Origin of the sequence: Trichocoleus desertorum ATA4-8-CV12 (assembly GCA_019358975.1) — a bacterium.
Lineage (GTDB): Bacteria > Cyanobacteriota > Cyanobacteriia > FACHB-46 > FACHB-46 > Trichocoleus > Trichocoleus desertorum_A.
On record JAHHIL010000067.1, the window covers coordinates 1 to 24,605 of the forward strand.

Here is a 24,605-nt window from a genome sequence, read left to right on the forward strand (position 1 = left end):
CCAAGACAGATGTGATTCGAGAGTTCATTAGGTCGTTGGAGAAGTAGCCTACCTAGCTGTTCGTCTTCGACTCACCGCCTTATATCCCACCGAAGACAGCATGTGGGTTTTACGGCGATTTCTATAAAGGCATCAAGCGTCAGAGCCGTTTGACTGGCTGCGGCATACAAGGCCTGGTTTGCATTATTCGTCAGCGTCACTTGAGCACTATGCTTGTTGAGCCAAGATAGGAGCAGCAATGGAATCAGCGCTACTCCTAGAAAAGCCAAAATCAGTTTGGTGCGAAGAGAAGAGAATGAGAACTGCCGCACAGTGATCGACTTCCTGCAAATTGTTTGAAGCTATTGGAGGGTAGGAGATGCCCTGCTTTAAGGCTCATTCAGAAATTGCCCAGAAAGTCGTTAAGAATTAGCAGTTTGCGGGACAGCAACCTACGACAACAAGACCCTGAGCATTTTGGGTGCCTATCATCCTATTGCACAAAACTATTAAACCGGGAAAATTGCAGGATGCTGCTTGGCTTTAAGTAAAAATTGCCCCACCCATCAGCCGTTGGTAACGATACTCCAACTCTGCTTGCATGAGGGGCCAGCGATCGAGCGTGGGATCTTTGGCGATCGCTTTCTCGGCTGCTTCCCGCGCCACTTCTAACACCGCCTGATCTTCTACTAAGCTAGCCAAAGCAAAATCGGGCAAACCAGATTGGCGAGTGCCTAGCACCTCTCCTGGCCCTCGGAAGCGCATATCCATTTCTGAGATAAAAAAGCCATCCTGTGATTGTTCCAGCACTTTCAGGCGTTGCCTTGCAGTTTCGGCCTTGGAACTGCTCATTAGCAAGCAAAACGCTTGGTCTGCCCCTCGACCGACACGCCCGCGCAACTGGTGCAACTGGGACAAACCAAAACGTTCGGCATGCTCGATCAGCATCACCGCAGCATTGGGGACATCCACACCGACTTCAACCACAGTGGTTGAGACTAAAATTTGGGTTTGGTTATCGCGGAATTGATTAATCGCTTCCTCTTTCTCAGCTGAAGTCATGCGGCCATGCAGCAACCCAATCTGGAATTCAGGAAAAATCTGCTCTTGCAGCCGTTGATGTTCCTCGATCGCGGACTTCAAATCCAACTTCTCAGACTCGTCTACCAAGGGCAGCACCACATAGACTTGGCGACCTTGAGCGACTTGGCGGCGGATCAACTCATAAGCCTGGGTGCGATCGCTCGCAGTCAGAACCGTTGTCTGGATGGGTTTACGTCCGGGTGGCAACTCATCAATCTGGCTCACATCCAAATCGCCGTGGAGCGTCAGAGCCAGAGTCCGGGGAATGGGTGTCGCCGTCATGGTCAAGACGTGAGGGATGCCATTGACGCCTTTTTGTTGCAATCTAGCTCGTTGTTGCACGCCGAAGCGATGTTGCTCATCAATCACGACCAAACCTAAGCGCTGAAAAGTGACTGGATCTTCAATTAGGGCATGGGTGCCAACCAACAACGGCAGTTCACCCGTTTGCAATTGGGCGTGGATTTGCCGCCGCTTAGCTGTTTTGGTGGAGCCTGTCAGCAACTCGACGGGTAAATGCAACAAATTAAACCAACTCACCAACTTGCGGTAATGCTGCTCTGCCAACACCTCGGTCGGAGCCATCAGTGCCGCTTGGTAACCTGCTTGAATCGCTGCCAAAACCGCGACGACTGCCACCACGGTTTTGCCTGACCCGACATCTCCTTGCACCAATCGGTTCATCGGTACGGGTTTTTGCAAGTCGTTAAGGATGTCGTTGATCACTCGTTGCTGAGCACCCGTAAGCTGAAACGGCAGCAACTCATACAACTGATCAATCAATTGACCTGTGGAAGCGAGAACCGCACTGGCTTGGGTTTGGCGCTGACTCTGCCGACGCTTCAGCAACCCCAACTGTAAATAGAAAAACTCATCAAACACTAAACGCCGACGAGCCATATCTAGAGCAGCGCTATCGGGTGGGAAATGAATATGAGCGATCGCCTCTGCCAAACCGCTTAACTCATATTGCTCCTGTAGCATCTCCGGTAAAGGATCGCTCAGATGAGCCGCCGCCGGAAGCGCCGCAATCACCGCTTTTCGGACTAAATCCGCTCCCACCCCTTCGGTTAAAGAGTAAATCGGCACCACTCGCCCCACCGTGACCGATTCAATGCTACTTCCCGAATGATCCAAGACCTCAATCTCTGGATCTTCTAAAGTCATGCCGTACTTGCTTTGCTTGACTAACCCAGAAGCGGCAATCACAGCGCAGGGGGGGTAAAGCCGTTTCTGTTGCTCTTGCCAGCCTCGATTACGATAGCGATTGCCTGCAAAGAAACGGCTCAGCTTAATCTGCCCACTACGATCGCGTACCACTAATTCAAAAATAGTTAACTTGGCATTGCGAGGGCTACTAAAACAGGTACAGCGCTTGACAGTACCGACCAATGTCACCGTTTCTCCAGCCTCTAAGTCACGAATCTGGACTTGCCGCGCGTAGTCAATGTGGTCGCGGGGGTAGTAGAACAGCAGATCGCGAACCGTATAAAGCCCTAGCTTGGCCAAACGTTCAGCATTCTTAGGGCCGATGCCAGGCAAATAAGTGAGGGGTTCATCAGGAGAAATCACTCGCTGCGGCTCGATCAGCGGCGCAGTTTTAGGAGGTTTTGGCTTCGGTTCTGACGCTGGCAACCCGTTTCCGACAGAACTACCTTGGTTCGTTCGCTCACAGGTTTGCCGAACTTGATAGAGAAACCGCCGAGTATCAGCGACTAAATGCTGCCGTTGGGCAAAACTCAAATCCGAGTAATGGGTAAATTGGCCCGCCACTTCTTGCCACCGACGGCGATCGCGACTCGGCAAAACTTCTGGAGCCTGTTGCAAGCTTTGAGCCAGAAATTCGCTGAAGCGAGATTGTTTGCCCACTAAATCATTGAAGCCATGCTCTGCTTCCACGGCCAAGGCTTTTTGCAGCCGCACCCAATCAGGCTGGGAGACAGATTGCAACCTTGACGCTGGAGCAGTTAGAGTCAAAGTTTCGGGTTGGGGCAAAGCCAATTGCTCAATTGCATCCTCCATACAAATCCTGGATTAAGTGGGGCAGCAGATCTCGATTTAATCCTCAAACCAGCTAGCGCGCCAAGCAGATTCGGCTTCTGCGATCGCTCGTTCTCGTTGTTTCTTTTGGTACTCCTTGCCGAGAGATTGCAACCGCGCAGACAAACTCCGTAGTTTCTGTCGCCACACAGCAACAGTGCTATCCGTAAACTCAATTTCTGTCAGACGCAAATGAATAGCCACAAGATGAGTCACAGAAAGCCCTGATGGCGCTGCTTCCGATCGATTTTCATCCGCAGTTTCCACCAATAAATTTAGCAAGTTTGGTGTACCCGCTACTGCCTCTGTCGCCTCTTCTGCTTTAGAAGCCGCTTCTAGTAAAACTTCTGGCAGCGCTTTTGGCAAGATGTCTACTTGCTGAAACAGATAATTCGCCTCTCTTGAAACTTGGCTCAAAATCCGAGCGATCGCCCGTTCCACCCCTTCCCGCCACCGGAATAGCCGTTCTGGTGTCAAACGTTGAGGCTCGGCAGCTTCGCTTTTGGATTCTGGAGTTTCGGGTTCTGGAGTTTCGGGTTCTGGAGGTTTGGGTTCTCCGGGCTGCCATTCCACAGTTTGTGGTTCTGCCCCGTTAGCAGGCTCCTGCTTCTCAGTATTCTCTGCCAACGCTATATCCAGCGAAGCTAGAGAAAACTCCTGCTCAGGCTCTGTGGGTGTATCCCTACGCTGATCCAGTTGAGTCTCGCCAACACGCTGTAGCTGATCCAGTAAATTTGTTTGAGCTTGCTTAGCCAGTTGCCTCAAAGACTGCTGCAATTGTTGTCTTTGGTTAAAGGACAAACGCAAAAACTGCTGAGGATACCCCTGAGTGCACAAATGATAGCTTGCCAAAATTAGCTGCTGCTTGGTTGCCTGCCCCAAAGCCGTTAAGTAGCCCGAATAAACGCTATAAAACTCATCAGCCGTGCCCACTAGCATTTGCTCTAATGCAGCAATATCGCGTTCAATTTGTTCAACCGATCTAACCATTCTCCCTCCTATGGGCAGGAAGCCCCCAATAGATGCCCCAATAGAGGAAAGACAGGTCAGAGGGTGAGCTTGACCTGTCTTTACATTACTATCCAAAACCCAGTTCAGCCAAGCTTTACAGATGTAGAAGCTGAAGCCTGAAACTGTTACTTAGTCCCAGTCATCGCTGCAACTTCATCAGCAAAGCTGTTCTCTTGCTTCTCAATGCCTTCGCCCAGAACAAAACGGACGAAACGACGAACTTGGATATTTTCACCAGTCTGAGCAATGGTTTGCTTGACTAACTCTTCCACCGTGATGTTTTGGTCACGAATGTAGGGCTGATCCATCAAAGTCATTTCTTTCAAGCGCTTGTCAATGCGACCTTGAACGATTTTTTCTTTGATGTTGTCTGGCTTACCTGCGAGGTCATCTCGGCCCATTTCAATCGACTTCTCTTTCTCCGCAATGTCGGCGGGAATGTCGCTCACCTTGACATACTCAACGTTGGGGCAAGCAGCAATCTGCATGGCCACGTTGCGAACTAGGGTCTGAAATGTTTCGCCACGAGCGACGAAGTCAGTTTCGCAGTTCACTTCCACCAGAACACCGACACGGCCCCCTGTATGGATATACTGACCCACTAGACCTTCCGCTGCGACTCGCCCTTCTTTTTTGCCAGCAGAAGCGAGACCTTTTTGCCGCAGCCACTCTGTCGCTTTGGTAATGTCCCCATCATTCTCGATCAGGGCTTTTTTACAGTCCATCATGCCTGCGCCAGTTTTTTCGCGCAGCTCTTTCACGCTTTGTGCAGAGATGTCCGCCATTTTGCCTTAATTCCTACTTCAACTCGATTGAGACCTTAAACGCGAAAACTCTAGAAAAGCTGAATCAAATGAAGTGCGATCGCACTTCATCTGCTGGGCATAGCTACCGAACTCTATAACTATGCTTCAGTTTCAGCTTCAGCTTCAGCTTCTTCCTCGGGCAGGAACGAAGTGTCATTGTCTTCGTAGTCGAAGTCGTCCTCCGCACCTTCGTAGTCTTCGTAGTCTTCTTCTGCTTCTAGCTGACCATGACGACCTTCATAGATCGCATCCGCTAGCTTGCCTACTATTAGCTTAATAGACCGAATCGCATCGTCGTTAGCTGGAATGGGAATATCTACGAAGTCAGGGTCGCAGTTAGTATCTAGCAGCGAAACAATGGGAACGCCTAGCTTGAGGCACTCTTGAACCGCGTTATACTCCCGGCGTTGGTCCACGATGATGACAACATCAGGAACTTTACGCATGGCTTTAATGCCACCCAGATACTTTTGCAGCTTTTCTAGTTCTCGGCGCAGAACAGATGCTTCCTTCTTGGGCAGTAGGTCTAGGGCTCCAGTTTCTTCGCGACGCTCTAACTCTTTAAGGCGATCGACGCGAGTCTTAATAGTTGCCCAGTTGGTGAGCATACCGCCCAACCAACGCTGGTTGACGTAGTAAGCTCCACAACGGGCTGCTTCTTGAGCCACGATGCCAGCTGCTTGCCGCTTAGTGCCAATAAACAAGAACTTCTTGCCCTGTTCAGCCGCAGTCCGCATGTAACTGTAGGCTTCTTCCATCAACTGGGCAGTTTGCACCAAGTCAATGATATGAACACCGTTACGAGAGGTGTAAATATAAGGAGACATTTTGGGATTCCAACGGCGGGTTTGGTGCCCAAAATGAACCCCTGCCTCCATCATTTGAGCCAAAGAGACGACTGGCATATTTTTTGAACTCCTGATTCGGGTTAATCCTCCACCCAGGTGTATTTCTGAGCCTGTTAGCCCTTCGGAAACACCCGAAATCCTGGATGTGCGAATTTAGACAACTTTTCTAGCATAACACAATCCCAGCAGGACATTAAAGCTGAGGTTACTGATTGAAAGTGATGGTGTGAACACGGTTAAGCTGGAATGCTTCTTTGGTGTCAGAATTGTAAGCCCAAGCCTTGAGCACTGCTTTGTCGGTTGGTAGGGCGGCTGGGTTAAGTGCTACAGTCCAGCCAGAATTTTTGTAGCCAGAATTTTTGGTAGCCTCAACAATATCCGCTCGTTCAATATTGACGGGTGCGATCGCAACAAAAGTATTGTCATCACCCTCAGTAAGAATCACGTAATCAGCGGGTTCATTTGCACTGGAAATCACAGCCCAACCGTTTAACGCCAGATTTTCTGATTTGGCTACAGTATGCTCTGTTGTTGTAGCATTGTTCACTGCATCAAAGAAACCATTAGCAGATTCCACGCCTTCAGTAATTAAGTTAAACTTAATTTCGCTAAAGTCCTTCACACCAAGCGTTTCAGGGCTAAGCGTTGAAGTCGCTGTTGCTACAGGTGAAGTGGGAGCGGTAGTTGCCGGTGCAGTTGTGATCGCAGGGCTAGGGATTGTTGCAGTCTCAGTGCTGGGACCACAAGCTGCCAAGGTCACCGCGATCGCAGTAAAAGACACTAAATTTTTAATTCGCAGCATAAGTAATCCTAGGGTAAGGTTGAAAGAAGATTCAGACAGATTAAGGCGGTTCTACCAAAGCTAAAGTACTGCAAATATGTATATGTACTCAAGCACTTCAAAGATAGAGGTCACTGGATATCACCAATGACTGAATATATTACGAAGCAGCCTGCCGCATTTCAGCATAAGCAGCATACACACCTTGAACGTTGTACCAATTCAGAAAGACACGGGCGATTTCGAGGGCTAGTTGCGGTTTGCCTTGATTAATTAGCCATTGCAACAAAGGGGCTAAAGTTTGTTCATTCAAGGAGCCACCGAGAGACAGTAACCCCCAAAGAATGCGGTGTAGCCAAGTCATTTGAATCATCATCCGCACTTCCCAGGTGGGGTGCTTTTGATAAAACAACACTCCCATGCGCCCGCGCTGGATTTCTTTATCAATTAGCTGAGGAATTTCTGCTAGAGCAAAAGGTGGGTGCCAGTGGTAGCCAACTGCGTCGGGGCATTTAATCAGCTTTAGTCCTAATTGCTTCAGCCGCACGCCTAGCTCCAAATCTTCCCAGCCATAAAGTTGAAACTGAGTATCAAATAAGCCTGCTTTCTCTAACCAATAACGAGCGATCGCAACATTACCTGTGGCAAAATAGGCTGCCGAGAAATCCGTGACCTTGTAGGGCTCAGCCGTAGGATGCTCGAAGTTACAAGTATTGATCACCCGACCGTAGGTAAAGAGGCGGGGTGGTTCTGTAGAGTTCGTCTGAACTGATAGCGAATTTGCTAGCGAACTTGGTAGCAATCGCTGACCTTCTGCCAGACCATCCGCATGAGCTTGTAAAAACTGTTCGGTGACGACTAAGTCACTGTCAATAAAAATAATCGTGTCCCCGATCGCTTGCTGCACCCCTAAATTCCTCGCAGCGGCTGGCCCTTGGTGATCTTGGCAAAACAAGCGTACATGGGGGAAATCGGCTGCGTGAGCGCGTATCCATTCGACTGTCCCATCCGTAGAGCCATCATCAACCAGCACAATTTCATAGCCAGTCACTTCGCTATCTGCTGCCAAATGTTGATGCTCTAAAGCCTTCAGACATTTCTCCAAAATTGGTTGGCGATTGTAGGTTGGGATGACAACGCTAAAAAACACAGCTTCTCCTGCAAGGAAACCTTACTCTCAATATCTTCAGCATCTCCAGCCTATTGGCTGGCTACCAATCCAGCCTAAAATCTGGTGGCGCTTGGGCAAGTTGACAAATTCAAACAGCATCAATGGCATATCTGTAGAGATTCTGACAAGAATTTATGAATATTGGTTGCATAATAGGGACTCAGTTGTTCTACCAAATCGAGAAAATCAATGGGTCGCGCCAAGAAAGTTGTGCTGGCATACTCCGGCGGAGTCGATACTTCCGTCTGCATTCCTTATCTCAAAACTGAGTGGGGGGTTGAAGAAGTTATTACTCTGGCAGCCGACTTGGGTCAAGGGGATGAGCTAGAACCGATTCGCAAAAAAGCACTCGACTCAGGTGCAAGTGAGTCCTTGGTCATTGACGCGACGGCAAGCTTTATTCAAGAGTATGCTTTTCCTGCCATTCAAGCCAATGCGCTCTACGAAAATCGTTATCCCCTCTCTACTGCTCTAGCTCGGCCACTTATTGCCAAGCTGTTGGTGGAAGCAGCCGCAAAATATGGTGCAGATGCAGTAGCACATGGCTGCACAGGTAAAGGGAATGATCAAGTGCGTTTCGATGTCTCGATCGCCGCGCTAAACCCCAACCTGAAAGTCCTAGCGCCCGCAAGAGAATGGGGCATGAGCCGGGAGGAAACGATCGCCTACGGAGAAAAATTTGGCATTCCTACTCCTGTTAAGAAGTCTTCACCCTACAGCATCGATCGCAACCTGTTGGGGCGCAGTATCGAGGCAGGCCCTCTAGAAGACCCCTGGACTGAGCCACTAGAAGAAATTTACGCTTTGACCAAGGCGATCGCAGACACCCCCAACGAGCCAGAATATATAGAGATTGGCTTCACAAAAGGGTTGCCCACCCACCTGAATGGAGAAGCTTTAGATTCTGTAGCCCTGATTACCCGACTTAACGACCTAGCTGGTAATCATGGCATCGGGCGGATCGACATGCTAGAAAATCGTTTAGTTGGGATTAAGTCCCGCGAGATTTATGAAGCACCCGCGCTCTTAGTGCTAATTCAAGCCCATCGAGATTTGGAGAGTCTGACGCTCACGGCTGATGTCACCCACTACAAGCGGGGCATTGAGGAGAGCTACAGCCAACTCGTCTACAACGGCCTCTGGTATAGCCCGCTCAAGGGAGCCTTAGATGCCTTTGTGCAACAGACCCAAGAGCGAGTTTCTGGCACTGTACGAGTCAAGCTGTTCAAAGGCAATGCCAATATTGTGGGGCGGCAGTCTGCCAACTCTCTCTACAGCCCAGACTTGGCAACCTACGGTGCGGAAGACAAGTTCGACCACAAAGCCGCCGAAGGGTTTATCTATGTTTGGGGTCTACCCACGCGGGTTTGGTCACAGCAAAATCGCCTTTAACTTTTTGGCTCAACTTTTTGGCTCTAGGTTGGTCAAAAGCTCTAAACCAATCAAAACAGATGGGGCAGTTTGCATTGCTCCATCTGTTAAGTCTGCGTATTTACCCTAGTGCTCAGAAGCCTAATTCAACTTACTGAAGCTTAAAATTAGTCTGGACGTTCCAATTGCTTAGCTTTGCGAGTTTCTAGCCAAATAGGAACTGCAATCCAAGCGATCGCCAGCACCAGAGCAACACCCGTGAACTGAGCCGCCCAAACAACTAGCTGCTCTAGAGGCACAATCCGACCCGCAAAAAATGCCAGCGTCACCATTACCGACGCCCAAGTTGAAGCGCCGATCAAGTTGTAAAACATAAACTTGAGAAACGGCATTTCGACAATTCCAGCTAGAGGACTGGCAAAAACTCTGAGTAAAGCAATAAAACGGCCAAAGAAAACAGTTTTTGCCGCGTTTTCACTGAACTGATTTTTGACTTCTAGCAGTTGCTCCTCGCGAAAGCGGAAGATGCGACCTAGGCCAACCAGCAATGGCCAGCCACCCCATCTCCCAATCCAGTAGCCACAAGTCCCACCCAGGGAAGCGCCGAGAGCTGCACTACCCAGAACAATCCAGTAATTTAATTCACCACTCCCTGCCAAGAAACCGCCAGCTAGTGTCGCAGTTTCACCAGGGATTGGTAAACCCAAATTTTCTAGCAGAATTCCTACAAACACTGCCCAGTACCCGTAGTGACGAGCTAACTCCTGGATAGTCTCTAACGATAAAAACTCGAAAGACATGCAACACAGCCTTTACAAAGATTTGCCTTTCTTAAGATCTTGACGTGGCGATCTGAAAGTGTCAACAAAGCTTAGGGCAGCTCATTTTCCTAGGTTATCTTGCAAAACTAAAATTTCATCAAAGCTCCAGTGAAGATGAAGATTTAGCAAAGTTACGGGAAATTACTGAGGTTCCTAGCTTATGCCTTTTATATTGAGGGCAGATAAACTTCTGTAAGCATCATTCTTGTAGACACCATTTGCAAGTAGCTGAGAGACCTCAGTACCTTCCAGTCAACAGTTTCAGCTTCAAGCGTCAGAGCCATGCTTGCTTGCAAGTTAAGTTCTGCTATTCCAGATGCCATTTACTGTGCTAGGACTATGACTGATCAAAAAGTGAGCAGAGCCATTGTACTTCAACCCCAAGGTCGTTTAGATCTTGAAGGTGGTGTTGCTTTACAACATCAGATCGCAGCGATCGCCTCCGAGCGCTATAGCTACTGGATACTGGACTTAGCAAATATTGAGTTCATCAACAGCTCTGGCCTAGTAGCCTTGATTACTGGACTCAACAGCGCCAACAAGTGTAATTGCCGCCTAGTCATCTGCAACGTACAGGCTTCTGCCAAAGTCATATTTGAAATTACTCAACTCGACCGAGTATTTGAGATTGTAGAAGACCTTGAGACCCTATTCACCGAACGACCTCCTGTGATGGAGCTAGTACCCTCCAAAGCCACTACATCGAAAGCCTCAAAGGCTGTAGCAGCTTAGAAAATGTCGCTACACCCCTGGTCTATCCATTTGGCATGGAGCCATAGCTGCAACAACCAAATCTAAAATTGGTTGGTCTGTGAGGCAGCGCCAATGACAGGCAAATAGATCCGGGGTTTGCACGCCCAGACTCGCGATCGCGGGTGCCGCTGGAAATGGCCAGAGCCGATCGAAGCAAATTGTCTGCCCCTGTAACCCAAACTGCAGTAAGTACGTTGCGGGTGGAGCCGACAGCGATCGCAACAAACGGTAGCCCAACTTGTAAAGCGGTTGTCGCCAGACATCAGATAAATGCAGCGGTTGACAATAGCTGAATTGAGAGAAGTCATCGTCAGGCGACTTCAAAACCCGATTCTCTGACTCTTGATTCTCTCCTAAAGCAATCACCTCTCCATAAAGAGGCCCTTTTTTGGTGTAGACAATAGGCAACCAGTAGAAACCAGAACCTATGGCACATGCAAACTGCTGCTCTACTAGCCGCCGCAAGGTGTCTACATCTCGGCATTGCTGGTAAATGGTTTGCCCGAACCAAGCAAAGGTATTGGGAAGGTTGAGTGTCAAAGGACAAAGCAATACCGAATCAGATCCTTGACCTCCACCGCCACGAAACAATGCAACTTGATTATTGACGTTTAAGTGAAGAATCTCACTGACCGAAAAAACTTGGATATGATGCTGAGCGATCGCAACAGATGCAGTCGATTTGCAAGCGCTGAATTGAGTTGTAGATGCCCCTGTGGCCTCAGTCAAAATAGCCTGCCTCAAGGCAGCAACCATTTGTTCTATAACAGATGAGGATGTGACCTGTTGACTAGACGCACTAACCTCTGCGTCTACTACAATCACAACCTGAACCATCAGCCGAAGTTGGGTAGAGTAGCAGCGCCAGGACGGGGGAAACTCGGTAAATCCAAGCCAGAAGCACGACGAGTTCTCACTGCTAAGCGGTAGCTGACGCTTTGCAGCTCAGCATGCAATTGACGATTTTCTCGTTGCAGCATGGCTAGCTTCTCTTTCACTGGAGCAATCCGCTCAGCAAACTTTTCGCGATAAACTCGTGGAAGTTCTTGCACCACTTGCTCCAACATACGGCTGCGATCGGTCAGCTCTTGCACCGATTGCCGTAGTTGGTAGATTTCAGTATCCCGGGATGTGATCTGTTCTTGATAGAACGTTACTTGCTGTTCTACACCCTGTAATTGCTCCCGTAAAGCCCGAATTTCAGTCATGTGGCGCTCTGAAGCTTCCGGGCTGGGCATAAATCCAGTATTGCCCTTCACCAACCGGAACAGTTCCTGAGATAACTGCTGCACCAGTTGATCTCTCATCTGCAATTCTTCACGCAGATGAGCCACTTCTGCTTGCACTTCTTGAAAGTTGCCTGTGTCAATCGGGGTCACGTCTTTGCAGCTCCAACTAAGTTGTCTTGCCAAATACGAGGATTTGACTGTCGCCGAATCTCTCGCCAAATTGCTGTTGCAGCTAATGTACCATCTGCAACAGCAATTGACACCTGATTCAAACCTTCCTTTAAATCTCCCACCGCAAAAATGCGAGAATGGGTGGTGCGACACATGGGATCAGTTTTCAGATTGCCACCATTCCATTCCAAATTCAAGCTTTTCAGGTACTCACTTTGGTAATGAGAACCCATCGCAATCAGACCTGTCTCAAGTTCAACCACCGACCCATCCGACAATTCAACGCCATTCATTTCATGGTCATGTCCGACAAAGCGGGCAATGGGAGTCTCGATCAAAGGATACCCATGCTCTTGTAATTTCTGCCGCATTTCTGGACTGACATCACATAAGCCGTGAGTAAAGACACTGATATAAGGGGTAAACCAATTTAAGACAAAAGCAGTGTTAATTGCCGACTCTGAAGCCACAAAGAGGCCACACTTCTTATCAGCCATTTCGTAGCCATCGCAAATCATACAGACGTGCAGATTGTAGCCTGCGTAGTCAAACACGTTCTGCATGTCTTCAAGTTTTGGCAAATGGTCAATGATGCCACTCGCAGCTATCAAGTACTTAGACCGAAAGACGGGGTAGGTGCTATCTTTCTTGCCAACTTTGACCTTGACCGCAAAAGTCTCGCCTTCATCCTGAACATCTTCAACGTAGCCTGCCAGGTAGTCACCTTCTAGAGATAATAGGTGCTCTTGCCCCTGTTGCAGTAGGGTTCTGCCTGGTGTGGTGGGTGGCAGACCTAAGTAGTTGCGTAAGTCCTGCATCCAGAAGGAGCGACCTCGGCCTTTTTCGATCACTAGACAGGAAAGGCGATAGCGTTGTAAGTAGACTGCTGCCGAAAGACCACCAACGCCGCCTCCAACGATGATGACGTCATAAACGTGATCTAGCTTTTGATCTAAATTCTTTCTGGAAAGCTTCATCGGTCTGCTCAGTAATCTAGAGACATTAGCAACTGCTTATAGCCAGTCTAGTTTAAAGCTTACTTGGATATAGCAAAAAGACTGGAAGGTGAACCATGTCGCACTCTCCAGTCTTTTTTTACTTGAGCCTAAATTTAATTGCTAGGCTCTCAGAAGATCTGTGTAAAGCTCTAGAAGCTATAACTGTTATGCTTCAGCGTCGTCAGCTGCGACAGCCTCATCTGTGACTTCTTGTTTAACCGTGAGGTAGCGAACTACTTCCTCACTCAGACGCATAGCTCGCTCTAGGACCGCGATCGCGCTACCTGGGCCGCTGTAGTTCATTTGCACATAAACACCCTCACGGTGCTTTTTGATTTCGTAAGCTAGACGGCGCTTGCCACGATGCTGAGTTTCTATCAGCTCTGCCCCTTGCTCTCTGAGGATGTTTTGGTACTTACCAATCGTCTGATCGGTGAGTTCCTCCCCTAAGTCAGGACGCAAAATGTACATTGTCTCGTAGATGTAGCTCATGCCAAGGATCTCCTTATGGACAGTCGGGCTTCTTCAAGCAGCTTTGAGGGCCAACTTTAAGAAGCAAGGAATTATAGACAGCTGCTGCGAAACTTATGGCGCTAAGGTCAAGTTCAACAGAGATGTTCATAAAATACATTAGTGCTTTTTAGGCACAAACATCCATTATGTCAGACTTGCGCGAGAATGTTGAAGATTAGCCCAATAATTTGTGTTCAAAGCCGTCCTGAGGTTGAATAGTTAACCAAGCTGGCTTGCTTCAATAGACACTCAGGGATTACACAGTGGGGTACAACGCACTCCTATGGCACAGCGCTATGTCCGAGTTCAAACACCTGAAGGCCAAATTTACTATGGCTTGTTGCAGCTAAATCGAGGTGTGCAGGTGCTAGATGCACCTCCGTGGCTCAAGGGCCAGCCCACTGACTTAGAGCTGAAGCCAGATAGTTACCAGCTTTTAGCGCCTTGTGCGCCCTCTAAAATTGTGGCGGTCGGCAAAAATTACGCCAAGCATGCAGCGGAAATGGGAGGAGACGTTCCTAAAGAACCTTTATTGTTTTTGAAGCCTCCGACTGCAGTAACAGCAGCAGGAACAGAAATTAATTATCCATCCCAATCTGAGAGAGTGGATTACGAAGGCGAACTGGCGGTGGTGATTGGGGAGCGGTGCGTGGACTGTACCCCAGAGCAGGCTCAGAACAAAATTTGGGGCTACACCATTGCCAATGATGTCACCGCCAGAGATCTCCAGCGCCGTGATAGCCAATGGGCAAGGGCCAAAGGATTTGATACGTTCTGTCCTTTAGGGCCTTGGATTGTACGCGAACTCAGCCCAGGAGCCCGATTGCAAACCATTTTGAATGAAAATCCTGAACCTGCCCAATCTGCTTTGATTGAGCAGATGGTTTTTCCTCCCGATGTCCTGGTGTCTTATATAAGTCGCATCATGACGCTACTTCCAGGCGATGTGGTGCTAACCGGGACACCGGAAGGAGTTGGACCGCTACAGATCGGCGATCGCGTGCGCGTAGAGATTGAGGGCATCGGCAGCCTCGACAACCAAGTGGTCGCTCGGCTAGGTATTCGCTCCTAATGAGCAAGCAGCTACTACAAAAGACCAACTCTTAAAAATTGGCGCATGGCAGCAGCAAAGGCAAATTAAGAGATTAGCGAACTTGCATATAAACTGCATCTGAGATCGTGGGAATTTCAGCATAGCGACCCAATAGAGATTGAGCCACTGAATAAATAAATGCCGCCAGAACGCCTAGAAAAACAACATTAAATAGTGTTTCTACAAATAGATTCCCTGCCCCCCCCTGGGGTAGCAATGAGAGAACTAGAGTACACAAGATTAAAACAATATCTATCAAAATAGCTTGCATGGCATTGAAGCGAATAAAGTGATTAATTCGTTCGTTTCTAACCACGAGTAAAAACAAGGCAAAGAAAACAATTAGCCCTGCAAAGGGTATGGTTTGATAGATTTGCAATACTGGAAAGAGGGGAATAAAGAGCAATTGTAATACTGGGAATTGGCCAAACAAAAAGCGGCCAAAGGGCAATGCATCAACCAGGGGTAGTAAGTAAGGCAAAGCCGCAAAAATGCGATCGGGAACAGTGATTGATCCGCGCCAAGTCATCGTACTGGCTCCTATGAGTTGTCAGATAAGGGGTATTAAGCTCAGGATAACGCAACTACCATCCCCATCTGGCTCTACCTAGCACTGCCTCATGTAGCTTGAGCTAAAACAATTAGTTTCACCTCACTCAATATTGGCGATGCGGAAACCCATCTGACACTCGTATTGATCTGGCTGGCTCTCGCTCAGTTTGTGAACGGCATGACCACAGCGCAGCCGTCCTTGATTCCAACGCGGTTGGCCACTGCGGTCTGCTAAAAGGCAACTTTGGCAAACTTGCTGAGGGGAGAGTAATTGATCACCTATCAAGATGACGAGCATTTGACACCTCCGGTGGTTCCCCGATCCCACTACATGTATTTTAAGTTGTCGTCAGGGGAAATGAGAGCGAAGCATACACAGCTTAATCTGCAAGTTTAGAGTTCCCGCTTTTAGTGAGTAGTGTTCTTAGCATCACTTTGCTAAAACTTCTTGATCCCCGGCTGCATAACCTGCGATCGCCAGCCCCTTCTAGCAGATCAAGCTTGACGAACACCTCTAGCAGATCAAGCTTGACGACCCGCAAACTGCCTTTCTCTCTCCGTCCTTCGGAGTTATGATTATTGATTCAGGAAAAAATTGCCACAGCTGGCACCATAGTAATTACTACTGAAGGGTAGCCAACCTGAGCTTGCAGCCGTTCTGACATTACTTTCACTAGGGGTTCGCTCTGTGTCTCAAACTAACTTAGACTTCCTAGCCAAAACCGATCCCGAAATTGCTGGCTTCATTCAGCAAGAACTCCAGCGCCAGCGTGACCACCTAGAGTTGATCGCAAGCGAAAACTTCACCTCTGCCGCCGTGCTAGCAGCTCAAGGTTCTGTATTAACCAATAAGTACGCAGAAGGGTTGCCCCAGAAGCGCTACTACGGGGGTTGTGAATTTGTGGATCAGATCGAGCAATTAGCGATCGATCGCATCAAGCAACTCTTTGGTGCCGCCCACGCCAACGTCCAGCCCCATTCAGGAGCCCAAGCCAATTTTGCTGTATTCCTGGCCCTGCTAGAACCAGGAGACACGATCATGGGGATGGACTTGTCCCACGGAGGTCATTTAACCCACGGCTCCCCTGTCAACGTCTCTGGCAAGTGGTTTAAGGTTTGCCACTACGGCGTTAGTCAAGAAACCGAGCAGCTAGACTACGACCAAATTCGCGAGTTGGCACTTCAGCATCGACCTAAATTAATTGTCTGCGGCTACTCTGCCTATCCCCGGATTATCCAGTTTGATAAATTCCGGGCGATCGCGGATGAAGTTGGAGCTTACCTGCTCGCAGACATTGCTCACATTGCTGGCCTCGTTGCTACTGGGCATCATCCCAATCCCTTACCCTACTGCGATGTCGTCACCACCACGACTCACAAGACTCTGCGCGGACCCAGAGGTGGATTGATCATGACCCGCGATCCAGAACTGGGCAAAAAGTTTGATAAAGCGGTTTTCCCTGGCACTCAAGGGGGTCCACTAGAGCATGTAATTGCGGCCAAGGCAGTAGCTTTCGGTGAAGCCCTAAAACCAGAATTTAAAACTTATTCTGGCCAGGTGATTGAAAATGCTCAAGCTTTAGCGAGTCAGCTACAGCAACGAGGCTTCAAGATTGTTTCAGGTGGCACCGATAACCACTTGATGTTGGTGGATTTGCGCTCGATTGGCATGACTGGCAAGAAAGCAGACCAGCTAGTAAGCGGTGTTAACATCACAGCCAACAAAAATACAGTGCCCTTCGATCCAGAGTCACCGTTTGTCACCAGCGGCCTCAGACTCGGTTCACCCGCTATGACCACTCGTGGGATGGGAACGACTGAGTTTGCAGAAATTGCTAATATCATTGCGGATCGACTTTTAAATCCTGAAGATGAGGCGATCGCTCAAGCTTGCCGCCAGCGGGTCGCTACCTTATGCGCTAGATTCCCGCTTTATCCTCATCTGAGCATTCCAGTGCCAGTTTTGGCATAGAAATTTATCTTGGCGTCCGGATTTAATTGCCTGTAACTCGCTGAAATATAGTAGACTCTGCCTGACAGTACTTTTGGCTGAACCCTACTCTATTTTCCAGATGCCATACCAGCTCTATCACCTGGTTGCATTTCTCGTCTCCGCCCTCGTCGTCCTCTGGAGCACGCCAATTGTCAGAAAAATTGGCCTCAAAAGTGGACGAGTAGACCTCCCTGGCGATCGCAAGGTCCATCAACGACCCATGGTGCGTCTGGGAGGCGTTTCTATCTTTGCGGGCACTTTAATTGCCCTCTTGATTGTTTGGTGGACGGGCGGATTCGGTTTGCTCCCACCCGACAAAGAATACGAAGTTTGGGGAGTCACTATTGGCGGTCTGGCCTTTTTCTTAATTGGCTTGACCGATGACTTGTTTGGTCTGTCGCCGTTGACTCGTCTAATTGTGCAAGCCCTTGTTGCTGGCTTAGCCTGGAAAGCAGGCGTACAGATCGAATTTCTCTCCATTCCCTTTGATGGTCTAGTCTCTCTACCCGATTGGATCAGCCTACCCATCACCGTGGTTTGGTTAGTAGGCATGGCGAATGCGATCAATTGGATTGACGGCTTGGATGGCTTAGCGGCAGGAGTTTCTGGAATTGCTGCCGTAGTCATGCTGGTTGCCAGCTTATTCATGAACCAACCCGCTGCCGCCTTAATTGCTGCGGCCCTAGCCGGAGGAGCCTTGGGCTTTCTGCGCTACAACTTCAATCCAGCTCAGATCTTTATGGGCGATGGAGGAGCCTATTTCATTGGGTTTACGCTAGCTGGGGTGGGTGTCATCGGCTTAGTTAAGAGTGTGACCACTGTCGCGGTCGTGTTGCCCTACTTAATTTTGGCGGTGCCCATTTTAGATATGTCGGCGGTAATTTTAGACCGACTGCGTAGTGGTAAGTCTCCTTTTGTGGCAGACAAACGCCATTTACACCATCGGTTACTCCAAGCAGGTCTGTCGCATCGCTTAACGGTTTTATTTATTTACTCGTTAACTTTGTGGGTTGGCAGTATTGCTCTCGCCGTTTCTGGCATGCCTAGTGGGATCGCTTATGCTCTGGGCGCGACGGCCTTACTGAGTTACACCAGTTGGAAAGTCCGCAAGCAAGCAAGAGCCCGCTAACCCAACTGCACTCTGTAGAGTTTGATTGAGCGATGCAGAATCAAATATCGTGGCTGACTGCTAACGTTTTATAGGTGAATGTCAATGAGTCTGAGTGCTGAGGTGATTTGTGTTGGCACTGAGTTGCTCTTGGGAGATATTCTAAACAGCAACGCGCAGTATTTAGCGCAGCAGTTAGCCTGGTTGGGCATTCCTCACTACTACCAGACTGTAGTCGGGGATAATCCCCTGCGCCTCAAAAAAGTATTGGCCATTGCCTGTGAGCGATCGCGCCTAATTATTCTGACTGGAGGCTTGGGGCCAACCCCTGACGACCTCACCATCGCAACCCTGGCAGACTTCTTTGATGTCCCACTCGTCGAGCATCCGGAAATTCTAGAGGATATTGCTCAGAAATATGCTCGTCGGGGTCGGGAGATGTCTCCAAGCAATCGTAAGCAAGCTCTGCTACCAGAAGGGGCTGAAGTGCTCCCTAACGCCTCTGGCAGTGCTCCAGGAGTCATTTGGCAGCCCCGTACAGGCTTAACGATTTTGACCTTCCCGGGAGTGCCTTCAGAGATGCAGTTGATGTGGCAAGAAACAGCGGTGCCTTATCTGCGACAGCAGGGCTGGGGGCAGGAAGTGATTCATAGCCGCATGCTGAAATTTTGGGGTATCAGCGAATCAGTCTTGGCAGAAAAAGTCGCTCCATTTCTAGATTTAGTCAATCCCACAGTCGCACCTTATGCCGATCATGGGGAAGTGAAGCTGCGGATTGCGGCACGGGCAGAGTCCGAGGCAACAGCGCTCCAACTAATCGAACCCGTAGAGCACCAATTGCGCCAAATCGGTGGCCTTGACTACTACGGGGCCGATGACGAAAGCTTAGCGTCTGTGGTCGGAGGGCAGTTGCAAGCGGTGCGCGAAACCGTAAGTACAGCTGAATCTTGCACAGGGGGTGGTTTGGGCCAAATGCTCACCAGTATCCCTGGCAGTTCAAGTTATTTTATGGGCGGAGTCATTTCCTATGACAACCAGGCCAAGATTTCTCTGCTAGGCGTGAACGCGGAAGATTTAGCGCAGCAGGGAGCTGTGAGTCATATTATCGCCAGACAAATGGCCGCTGGAGTGCGATCGCGTTTAGGTACTACCTGGGGACTGAGTATCACTGGCATTGCGGGGCCTGGAGGCGGTAGCGCTTCTAAACCTGTGGGTCTAGTTTACATAGGTCTGGCAGGCCCTCAGGAGGAAATAGAAAGCTACGAATATCAATTTGGCTCCTTCCGGGGGCGGACTTGGATTCAGCAAAGTAGTGCTTGCACGGCTCTAGATCAATTACGGCGTAAGCTGTTGACGCGATCGCTGGTAGAAAATTCGCATTTTTAACCAATTGGGATTGTGACCTTGATCATTTCTAATCATTGGTTATGATCAAGTAAAGAATCCCCTTTTGTTGACTTAGCTACCTCTTTTACGTTTGAAACAGGATTTTGTTTTTGCAGTAAAAGCAGTAGGCTAGATTAAAGGAGCTATTGGTTTAATGGATTTGATTGACAAAGTCCTAGAAAAACTAAAAGAGTTAGTTGGTAAGCTCATTGATGCTCTGCTGGGGCCAGAAGCACAGCCAGAGCCAGAGCCGATCCCCATTCCTGTTAACGACCGCCGTCGTTAATGCCAACATCTAAGAGTATGGGTTGACGCGCTTGCTAAGCGTTCTAGTTTTGCATGGGCCTAACTTAAATCTCCTGGGGCAGCGTGAACCAGGGATCTATGGTCGTGTGACTCTAGATGAAATCAACCGTTCCCTAGAGCAGGAAGGGCAAACGCTGCAAGTCAAAGTGTCTACCTTGCAATCAAATCACGAAGGTGTTTTGGTGGATGCCATCCATGCGGCTCAAGGGCATCATCAAGGAATTGTCATTAATGCTGGGGCTTACACGCATACGAGCGTAGCGCTGCGAGATGCGATCGCCGCAGTTAGTCTCCCCACCGTTGAGGTGCATCTCAGCAATATCTACCGTCGCGAAGAATTTCGGCACCACTCATTCATTGCGCCTGTAGCAGTTGGGCAAATTAGTGGTTTTGGCCCTGAAAGCTACCGATTGGGGTTGCATGCTTTAGTTCATCACCTTCAGCAACTAGTAGCAACTTAACTCCAAATTCGGTCTGAAGACTAAGAGGCAGTTACTAACTTAAGAACCTAGATAGCTTAAGCGCGTAGGGTAGGGCGATCGCCTCGTTGAAACATCGTCCAAGAATCCTTCAGAGCTGTAGGCGCAGGATGCTTGGCATCGTAAACGACGATGACATTGGTGAGTTCGCGTCCTGGATGGACCAAAATCCTACTATGGCTAGCGAGTCCTAGAGAGGAACCTCCATCCAGATTCATGGCTTCGTAGCAACCGATCGCTCGCATAATTTTGGCTTCTCGTTCCAGAGATAAGTTAGCTAAAAAGGTAACAAGTACTAATTTTTTGCCGCCGCGTGGGAAACCAATTGCAGCTCGTGATGCTACTCCCAGCACACGCGGATCGCGAAAACCTTCTGATTTGGGAGCCAGCCAAACTTTGCCCTGTTTTAACAGCCTGGGACCACTGGTAATAGAAAACCAATGTTCCTGCCACTGAGGTTTGCCATCCACTCTGGCGGTAATCATCTCCGGTTCATTACCTGCTCTTAAGCCCAGCGTCGTTCCATAGTTTTCCCAAGGGCTGTACTTGAGGAATCGGCCTTCTGCGACTACGTTGCCCATAACCCGCTTCTCTCCATCGGTGCTAAAGAAGGTGCCATTTGCCACCACTGCCGCATGGGAACGAGCAACAATTCGACCAAAGGCTTCATCTCCGTAAGAAACGTGAGCGCTGTTGGCTGTCGGAGCCCGATGAGGTAAGCCAATCGTGACGAAAGTTTTGGGGTCAGTTAAGTCAATCGTGGTTTGGTAGAAGGGAATGCCTGCAACTCGACGATGAATGACACGGGCTGGACGAGCCGCATCCACAGACTCTACTTGGGCAAAGACCTGGGCAAGGGCTGCACCTCCTAACGCTAAAAACGCCCGTCGGGAGAATTGACGGGGGCTGTTTGTCCCATTCTGACTCGACATTCACAACTCCTAAAGCTTCTGAATTTAGGGTTCCCATGCCCCTCAGTAGCGATCGATTTCGCTACCAAGACTTAATTCCTTGCAACACAGTGAGACTCAGGAGATCGGAGACTAATTTTCGTGAAGCGATCGCGCTAAGAAACTTTTTGAAGCTGAGGCATATCCATTTCTTTTGGATAGCAACATTTCTAGATAGCCATGTTCCCGGCATTACATAGGGTGGGGACGATAACTGCAGGTTAGGCCGCAAGTTGCTATACAGACCATCTCCGTAGAGGAATCACAAATATGCTCACAAAAAACCTCCGGCGATCAACTCTAGCCATCGCATTATCAATAGGAGTTTTGGGGTTATTAGCTGCTTGCACCAAAGGCTTAGGCGAGATCAAAACGGTAGTTCAAGGTCAGCTAGAAACATCTGAGCAGCAACACATATTAGTGCCTGTAAAGCACCAAGCAGGGGAATGCCCTGAAACGATCAAAATTTGGACTCTTTATCTGCCTATTGAAGGTGGTGTTGAACACACTGCCGTTCCTAATATTCGACCGATTGCAGGGGCTGCGAGATTATTGAGTTCCGATAAGCAAGTTGTAGAATACGAGGCACCTTTAAGTCAGCGTTACAGCTCTTGTATTGGTGACGCTAATTCGCAGGAACCTAGTGTTTACAATTTTCAGTTCCGCAATGGCAAGGTTTATTTTCGCTTAGATCTAAATGCAGTGACCATACCTACTGAAATTACATACCGGGGGATAGGTGGTTTGCGACCCTATGTACGGTGGTTAGCTGGAGAGTAGCTAATCAATTACTAAATATGCAGCTTTAAACACAGGAAAGACTCAATTCCCGCCTGTAATCTCGTGTCATCTCTCCAAGAAAACTGTTATGGTGCAAATTGTTGTGTTTCTGGTTTAAATCGCCGCTGTGGTGGCCTCCGAATTACCCAAAATTAAGTTTTTGCAGCAACCCACTACCTCCGCTTGGGTGGAGCAAGCTCTGGCTAATTTAGATACCGTTTTGCTCGACCACTCCCACTGCGAACGCAAAGCCGCAGGTGTAGCGCTGAACCTGATGTTTCGCTATCCGTCCCACACCCAGATGGTGAAAGCGCTAACGGCGATCGCGAAAGAAGAGCTAGAGCATTTTGAACAAGTGAATCAAATCCTGGAGCGACGCGGCGTACCTTTGGGGCCATTGTCTGCTCCTCCTTACGGCGCAGGGTTAAATCAGCAAATTCGTCGTAGTGAACCAGAGCGTTTATTGGATTTCCTGCTAGTTTGTGGCTTGATTGAAGCTCGTAGCCATGAACGCTTAGGCTTATTGGCGGCTCACGTTCCTGATCCAGAATTAGCTCGGTTCTATCGAGCCTTGATGGCCTCGGAAGCAAGGCACTATGGGGCCTATTGGGTCTTAGCGACGACCTACTATGAGCGATCGCTGGTGGAGCAACGCCTAGAAGAGTTGGCAATAGTAGAAAGTCAATTGCTAGCGACCCTACATCCAGAACCCAGAATTCATAGCTGATGCAGAGGTGTTATCGAGAGTTTGTGATTCGGTCTTGGCAACCGAGCGATCGCACCGCTGCTACCGAAGTCATTCGTTCCGTCCTAGCTGAGTATGGCTTGGGTTGGGAATCGGAAGGAGCCGATCGCGATGTCTTAGAAGTCGAAGCTTGCTATCAAGCAGTGGGCGGTGAATTTTGGGTGGTGGAACATCAAAACCGAGTTGTAGGAACAGCAGCCTACTACCCAGTGGATCGCGGAGAAACAGCGGTTGAAGTTCGCAAGATGTACTTGTTGCCCGAAGTGCGAGGGCAAGGACTGGGCAAGTATTTATTGCAGCAATTAGAGCAAGCGATCGCCGCGCAACAATTTCAAACCATCTGGATCGAGACTGCCAGTGTCTTAGCTGAGGCTGTCAAACTATACGAAAGCAATGGTTATCAACCTGCAACGGGAGTTGAGACCGCTCGGTGCGATCGCGTCTATCTTAAGCGGCTCTAAGGCTCGATTAAGGGCGACCTAGCACCACGCCCCAAAAATAATCTTCAAACGGCCCTTCATCCGCATCTACTTTCATCTGTTTGGCCCAAGAATAAATATCGCAACTAAAGTGACCGCTATCGTGTTTCAGAAATTGGCCCTTTTGGATGACGATGTTGCCGACCAGGGTGATCCAGTGACTAGGATAGGGCAGTAACGGCTGCTTATTCTGCAAGAGTCCTTCCGCTGTGATCAAGGCAAAAGCTACACCGCCAGAGGCAATGACTTCCGCAGCTTCAGTTAGAGCTTCAAACTCGCCAAACAGGTATGTGTGGTCATACTTTACATCGCGGTAGCCGAGAATCTCTCGCACCCAGCCTTTCATTTCCCAAGATTTGGTCATGCCTGACAAATTACGCATCACATCAGGAGCACCTGGATCAACTGGAAACAAAAGGTTTTCGGAATCGCGCAAGGTAGAAAGGAGCATCCAATCTGCTTGACCCATGCGGAGACGACCCTGGCTCTGGCGCAAGCGGCTCGTTGCTTCCACCCGACGAGTTTTCGACTGAAAACTGCCTACTTCATACAAACTGCGACAAATTTCGACATAGCGCACTGGCTGCTTCCGCACTAGTTCGAAGGCGATCGCGGCAGGTCCACAAAAAGGTTGACCTCCCTGATTAATTTGAAACGGATCAGCAATTCGAGCCCGCATTTCTGCCACTAGCGTCGCTTTGTCGAGGTACGGCCACATCCCCGGAGCCACAGAGCGCTCAAAGTCTGCGATCGCTTGCTGCGCTTGATCAATCAAGGCTAGGTTAGGCAATGGAGCGCCTGCGGGTGAATGGGTCATAGTGATCTCTGCTTCCTTCTAGGGCTTGAAATATCTTGAAATATTGAGGGGTAACGGGTTCCTACAGTGCCAAGATTACAGAAATCGCCGTAAAGCGCACATGCTTTAGCGGTGGGATATAAGGCGGTGTTCGCGGAGCGTGTGCGTCGCACAAACCGGAGGCGAACAACTATCTTGAGGGCTGAGAATCAATGTATCGACGAATAGTATCCCCAGAAACACGACCCGCCGTAGAAACAAAATAACTACGAGTCCAAAGGCTAGGTAGCTTGGTTTTTAGCCAAGCAAACTCTTGCCTCAGTTCATGAGAAGTAAACCCCTTGATGCGCTGAATGATTTGAT

General features: G+C 49.1%; 27 protein-coding genes. 10 read left to right on the plus strand and 17 right to left on the minus strand.

The features are described from left to right. Window positions 1–71: 71 nt before the first annotated feature. From KME12_25550 to KME12_25580, 7 genes are all read right to left on the minus strand, one after another. Entirely contained in the window at window positions 72–311 is a 240-nt protein-coding gene (locus KME12_25550) for a hypothetical protein (GenBank protein MBW4491137.1), read from the minus strand. Window positions 312–522: 211 nt separating this feature from the next. Continuing rightward, window positions 523–3,084, minus strand: a complete 2,562-nt coding sequence (recG, locus tag KME12_25555) for an ATP-dependent DNA helicase RecG (GenBank protein ID MBW4491138.1) — start codon at window positions 3,082–3,084, stop codon at window positions 523–525. Between the two features lie 36 nt (window positions 3,085–3,120). Continuing rightward, entirely contained in the window at window positions 3,121–4,092 is a 972-nt protein-coding gene (locus tag KME12_25560) for a hypothetical protein (protein ID MBW4491139.1), read from the minus strand. Window positions 4,093–4,238: 146 nt separating this feature from the next. Then, on the minus strand, window positions 4,239–4,898 hold the full coding sequence (gene tsf / locus KME12_25565) for a translation elongation factor Ts (GenBank protein MBW4491140.1): 660 nt from the start codon (window positions 4,896–4,898) through the stop codon (window positions 4,239–4,241). A gap of 119 nt (window positions 4,899–5,017) precedes the next feature. Further along, a complete protein-coding gene (gene rpsB / locus KME12_25570) occupies window positions 5,018–5,824 on the minus strand; it encodes a 30S ribosomal protein S2 (GenBank protein ID MBW4491141.1) in 807 nt (268 codons plus the stop codon). A 148-nt stretch (window positions 5,825–5,972) separates the two neighbouring features. Then, window positions 5,973–6,569, minus strand: coding sequence for a hypothetical protein (locus KME12_25575; protein MBW4491142.1), 597 nt, complete (start codon window positions 6,567–6,569; stop codon window positions 5,973–5,975). A gap of 139 nt (window positions 6,570–6,708) precedes the next feature. Continuing rightward, a complete protein-coding gene (locus KME12_25580) occupies window positions 6,709–7,698 on the minus strand; it encodes a glycosyltransferase family 2 protein (protein MBW4491143.1) in 990 nt (329 codons plus the stop codon). A gap of 210 nt (window positions 7,699–7,908) precedes the next feature. Here KME12_25580 and KME12_25585 point away from each other — a divergent pair, with 210 nt between their 5' ends. Further along, window positions 7,909–9,111 carry an argininosuccinate synthase gene (locus tag KME12_25585; GenBank protein MBW4491144.1) on the plus strand — a complete coding sequence of 401 codons (1,203 nt, stop codon included), beginning with the start codon at window positions 7,909–7,911 and terminating at the stop codon, window positions 9,109–9,111. Window positions 9,112–9,257: 146 nt separating this feature from the next. Here the strand turns inward: KME12_25585 and KME12_25590 are convergent, their stop codons facing one another. Next, a complete protein-coding gene (locus KME12_25590) occupies window positions 9,258–9,890 on the minus strand; it encodes a DedA family protein (GenBank protein ID MBW4491145.1) in 633 nt (210 codons plus the stop codon). Between the two features lie 360 nt (window positions 9,891–10,250). On the opposite strand from KME12_25590, the gene KME12_25595 reads away from it, so the two are divergent. Then, on the plus strand, window positions 10,251–10,643 hold the full coding sequence (locus tag KME12_25595; protein ID MBW4491146.1) for an STAS domain-containing protein: 393 nt from the start codon (window positions 10,251–10,253) through the stop codon (window positions 10,641–10,643). A gap of 9 nt (window positions 10,644–10,652) precedes the next feature. Here KME12_25595 and KME12_25600 read toward each other — a convergent pair whose 3' ends face one another. The 4 genes from KME12_25600 to rpsF form a co-directional block, all read right to left on the minus strand. Continuing rightward, window positions 10,653–11,501, minus strand: coding sequence for a hypothetical protein (locus KME12_25600; protein ID MBW4491147.1), 849 nt, complete (start codon window positions 11,499–11,501; stop codon window positions 10,653–10,655). After that, window positions 11,501–12,043 (minus strand): hypothetical protein, encoded by a 543-nt coding sequence (locus tag KME12_25605; GenBank protein MBW4491148.1) that lies wholly within the window; start codon window positions 12,041–12,043, stop codon window positions 11,501–11,503. The genes KME12_25600 and KME12_25605 overlap by 1 nt, the downstream gene beginning before the upstream one ends. Continuing rightward, complete coding sequence (locus tag KME12_25610) at window positions 12,040–13,041, minus strand: NAD(P)/FAD-dependent oxidoreductase (GenBank protein MBW4491149.1); 1,002 nt, start codon at window positions 13,039–13,041, stop codon at window positions 12,040–12,042. The genes KME12_25605 and KME12_25610 overlap by 4 nt, the downstream gene beginning before the upstream one ends. A gap of 186 nt (window positions 13,042–13,227) precedes the next feature. Beyond that, complete coding sequence (rpsF, locus tag KME12_25615) at window positions 13,228–13,554, minus strand: 30S ribosomal protein S6 (GenBank protein MBW4491150.1); 327 nt, start codon at window positions 13,552–13,554, stop codon at window positions 13,228–13,230. Between the two features lie 304 nt (window positions 13,555–13,858). Between rpsF and KME12_25620 the strand changes: the two genes are divergently transcribed. Then, on the plus strand, window positions 13,859–14,647 hold the full coding sequence (locus tag KME12_25620; GenBank protein MBW4491151.1) for a fumarylacetoacetate hydrolase family protein: 789 nt from the start codon (window positions 13,859–13,861) through the stop codon (window positions 14,645–14,647). A 73-nt stretch (window positions 14,648–14,720) separates the two neighbouring features. Here KME12_25620 and KME12_25625 read toward each other — a convergent pair whose 3' ends face one another. Together KME12_25625 and KME12_25630 are read right to left on the minus strand one after the other, a co-directional pair. Then, window positions 14,721–15,197: a hypothetical protein gene (locus KME12_25625; protein ID MBW4491152.1), complete on the minus strand. Its 477-nt coding sequence runs from the start codon at window positions 15,195–15,197 to the stop codon at window positions 14,721–14,723. 123 nt (window positions 15,198–15,320) lie between these two features. Then, window positions 15,321–15,518, minus strand: a complete 198-nt coding sequence (locus KME12_25630) for a hypothetical protein (GenBank protein ID MBW4491153.1) — start codon at window positions 15,516–15,518, stop codon at window positions 15,321–15,323. Between the two features lie 390 nt (window positions 15,519–15,908). Between KME12_25630 and KME12_25635 the strand changes: the two genes are divergently transcribed. The 4 genes from KME12_25635 to aroQ all read left to right on the plus strand — a co-directional run bounded on the left by KME12_25635 (window position 15,909) and on the right by aroQ (window position 20,474). Then, window positions 15,909–17,192 carry a serine hydroxymethyltransferase gene (locus KME12_25635; protein MBW4491154.1) on the plus strand — a complete coding sequence of 428 codons (1,284 nt, stop codon included), beginning with the start codon at window positions 15,909–15,911 and terminating at the stop codon, window positions 17,190–17,192. A gap of 100 nt (window positions 17,193–17,292) precedes the next feature. Continuing rightward, entirely contained in the window at window positions 17,293–18,342 is a 1,050-nt protein-coding gene (locus tag KME12_25640; GenBank protein ID MBW4491155.1) for an undecaprenyl/decaprenyl-phosphate alpha-N-acetylglucosaminyl 1-phosphate transferase, read from the plus strand. A gap of 84 nt (window positions 18,343–18,426) precedes the next feature. Further along, window positions 18,427–19,707 carry a competence/damage-inducible protein A gene (locus KME12_25645; protein MBW4491156.1) on the plus strand — a complete coding sequence of 427 codons (1,281 nt, stop codon included), beginning with the start codon at window positions 18,427–18,429 and terminating at the stop codon, window positions 19,705–19,707. A 317-nt stretch (window positions 19,708–20,024) separates the two neighbouring features. After that, window positions 20,025–20,474, plus strand: a complete 450-nt coding sequence (gene aroQ / locus KME12_25650) for a type II 3-dehydroquinate dehydratase (protein ID MBW4491157.1) — start codon at window positions 20,025–20,027, stop codon at window positions 20,472–20,474. A gap of 56 nt (window positions 20,475–20,530) precedes the next feature. Here the strand turns inward: aroQ and KME12_25655 are convergent, their stop codons facing one another. Beyond that, window positions 20,531–21,424 (minus strand): phosphodiester glycosidase family protein, encoded by an 894-nt coding sequence (locus tag KME12_25655; protein MBW4491158.1) that lies wholly within the window; start codon window positions 21,422–21,424, stop codon window positions 20,531–20,533. A 288-nt stretch (window positions 21,425–21,712) separates the two neighbouring features. Here KME12_25655 and KME12_25660 point away from each other — a divergent pair, with 288 nt between their 5' ends. The 3 genes from KME12_25660 to KME12_25670 all read left to right on the plus strand — a co-directional run bounded on the left by KME12_25660 (window position 21,713) and on the right by KME12_25670 (window position 23,428). Continuing rightward, window positions 21,713–22,222, plus strand: coding sequence for a hypothetical protein (locus KME12_25660; protein MBW4491159.1), 510 nt, complete (start codon window positions 21,713–21,715; stop codon window positions 22,220–22,222). 127 nt (window positions 22,223–22,349) lie between these two features. Next, window positions 22,350–22,949 (plus strand): tRNA isopentenyl-2-thiomethyl-A-37 hydroxylase MiaE, encoded by a 600-nt coding sequence (locus KME12_25665; protein MBW4491160.1) that lies wholly within the window; start codon window positions 22,350–22,352, stop codon window positions 22,947–22,949. Then, window positions 22,949–23,428 carry a GNAT family N-acetyltransferase gene (locus tag KME12_25670; protein ID MBW4491161.1) on the plus strand — a complete coding sequence of 160 codons (480 nt, stop codon included), beginning with the start codon at window positions 22,949–22,951 and terminating at the stop codon, window positions 23,426–23,428. The genes KME12_25665 and KME12_25670 overlap by 1 nt, the downstream gene beginning before the upstream one ends. A 7-nt stretch (window positions 23,429–23,435) precedes the next feature. Here KME12_25670 and KME12_25675 read toward each other — a convergent pair whose 3' ends face one another. After that, window positions 23,436–24,263, minus strand: coding sequence for a hypothetical protein (locus KME12_25675; protein ID MBW4491162.1), 828 nt, complete (start codon window positions 24,261–24,263; stop codon window positions 23,436–23,438). Between the two features lie 169 nt (window positions 24,264–24,432). Further along, window positions 24,433–24,605: transposase (locus KME12_25680; protein ID MBW4491163.1), on the minus strand; the 173-nt coding region annotated here is incomplete at its 5' end.